This window comes from Levilactobacillus hammesii DSM 16381 (assembly GCF_001434395.1).
GTDB lineage: Bacteria > Bacillota > Bacilli > Lactobacillales > Lactobacillaceae > Levilactobacillus > Levilactobacillus hammesii.
Window position 1 is genome coordinate 1 of record NZ_AZFS01000042.1, and the last position, 2,305, is coordinate 2,305.

The following is a 2,305-nucleotide window of genomic DNA, read 5'->3' on the forward strand; positions in this document are numbered from 1 at the left end:
AACAGACTGCCATTGAAAGTTTCCGGGCTTGTTCGGATTAAACTTGTAATTTGCCAAATCTAAAAACAAAATAGTTGTGTGTCATATGAACATGTACCTTTAGTTATCAAATAAGCGCTTAAAGAACCCCTTCTTTGAAGCCTTTTTTTGATCATCACTATTTTCTTCTGACTGTTGTGCCTGTGCAGTACTTTTTTGCTTAGTTTGTGTTTGTTGCTTAACTTCCTGCGGCTCATTTTGTTGTGTTAAAAGACGCTGTGTTGATAGGTTTAACTGTTGTTGCTGATCAATTAGCTTTTGTGCCTCATCAAGTTGTTTATCCTTGCTTTCCAACTGTTTAGCTAGCAAGGCATTTTGCTCTTTTAAATTCTTAATATTATCCTGCATAGCAGCAATAATTTGATCAGTATTATTATCTGTTTCGCTATGATATTCATTATGCTGGGCATGTTGCGACCGTTGCGCAACGTCATTGTTTGGATTGCTTGCCATGCCTTTTACAATGGAGTTTTTTTGCGTTGCGTTAAACAATAATGTACGTTCTTTTACATCAGTGTGCGCAATATTGTTTTTCTTTATATAACGATAAACATTGGATTTGTCTTTGCCGATTTCCTCTGCAATATCCTTCATAGAATAAAGCTTCATGCTAAATTACTCCTTCATTGCGAACAATGTTACCACAATAATGTGCGCAACGATGTTTTTTATTTAAACTCCTTAGTTTTCTACCATTGCTTTCATACGTGCATCTTTAAACCAAAAAGCTTTATCAACTTGTGAAACGCCTAGCTTGTAGGCATATAAAACTGGCTGTTGTAAGGTAGCAAATTCTTCTGGGCGAATAAGTGGCACCGACTGTTGGTTATAGTTGGTTGAATGACCACCAAATAAGGCGTCAACTGTAATCGTTGCTGCTGATCTATCAATTTTGTTAGATGATCTATTTGTCGGTCTTTACTACTTATTTGCTGATCCTTGGTAGCAAGCTGTTTGTCACGTTGAAACTTTAAATCTTCTATTTCTCTTCTTAGAGTAGCAATTAGCTCATTATTTTCTTTGCTAGTCTTTGGTATCTGTTTCCTACCTGTTTGTTGGCTCTTTGAGACCAAAGGCTTTGCTATCTTGTCTCTAATAATCATCTCAGCTGTAGTGCTAATCATGTTTGCACCCCGACTATCTTTTTATTGCTTTTTTGCTGGTAGTCTTTGGTAGTGATATTGAATGGCTTGTTTGGAGACCTTTAATTCATCAGCAAGTTCTCTAATAGTTTTAGGCATGATTTCCAAACCCCTTTCGGAGTTCAGCAAGTGCTTCTTGTCTTGCTTGATCTCTTATTTTTTTATCGTGCTCGGCCTGTTTATCAGCCAATGCTTGCTTCTCAGTAGAGCCTAAAGTTAACCCTTTAACCTTGTCAATGGCGCGCCATTTTTCCTGCTCTGTTAATTCACCATTATGCTGAATGTTAAAGAGTTTTTGACGTTCATCTTGAATTTGACCTTGTGAGAAGTCATTAGCGTCTTTCTTTTCAGACTTCCAAGTAAAGGAATACCCAATCACTGGTTTCCCGCGGCCTTTACCATATTTTTTTCGAACAGTTAGGCCTCTAAAAAGAGGTGTAAGTTCCTCTTTGATGGGTTTTAAAACGGATTGATTTATATTGCTACTTTTATAGCTTTTAGGGACATCTAATAGCTCGTTAAAGTCCGCAACTGAAAAGTAAGCGTACCCAGTAGTCCTAAATTGTTTTAGTAAACGGAACATGGTTTTTGCGTAGCTGCTTTTTAAATCTCTGAATTCTGATAAAGCATAACGAACCCAACTTTCCAGCTCATTCAATAATTTTATAGCTTTGGGGTAAATTTTAATATCAACATAAGGATCATCAGCATGGCCGTTTATCTCAAATTCGGTAAACATAACAAAAAATTCACGATGCAGCCCATCTTTACTACGCCTTCCAAAGCGTAAGCCTAAAATTTTTTGATAAGTACTTTCAATATCGTCAATAAATCGGTTATTTGCTGTAGGTTTATATGCACTTAATTCTTTTAATTGATCAAATGAAAACCTTACAGTTTCGTCACCTTTGTCACGCATTCTAGAAACTATTGAGAAGAATAAATTCATTTCAACAGGAGTGAATTTTCGAAGTGGGATTGTATTTAATTCTGGATCATATTTAACAATTTCATTACTCAAATGAAGCACCTCTTTTAATAAACACGTTTTTATGAATATACAATACCACAAAACTCTATCTATAAACAGACAAAACTCTATCTATAAACAGACAAAACTCTAT

At 35.7% G+C, this 2,305-nt stretch carries 2 protein-coding genes and 1 pseudogene; all 3 read right to left on the reverse strand.

Annotated features, from left to right (window positions below):
- Nucleotides 1–99: 99 nt before the first annotated feature.
- Nucleotides 100–648, reverse strand: a complete 549-nt coding sequence (locus tag FD28_RS02630; RefSeq protein WP_034529710.1) for a DUF536 domain-containing protein — start codon at nt 646–648, stop codon at nt 100–102.
- Nucleotides 649–899: 251 nt separating this feature from the next.
- A pseudogene (locus FD28_RS02635) lies at nt 900–1,280 on the reverse strand (DUF536 domain-containing protein); the annotation flags it as partial.
- Nucleotides 1,273–2,202, reverse strand: a complete 930-nt coding sequence (locus tag FD28_RS02640) for a replication initiation protein (RefSeq protein ID WP_034529708.1) — start codon at nt 2,200–2,202, stop codon at nt 1,273–1,275. The gene FD28_RS02640 and the pseudogene FD28_RS02635, both read right to left, overlap by 8 nt.
- Nucleotides 2,203–2,305: the final 103 nt, after the last annotated feature.

What these genes read in the sequence shown, in the direction of transcription:
- FD28_RS02630 (WP_034529710.1), bottom strand. Translation starts at nt 648, where the DNA reads ATGAAGCTTTATTCTATGAAGGATATTGCAGAGGAAATCGGCAAAGAC.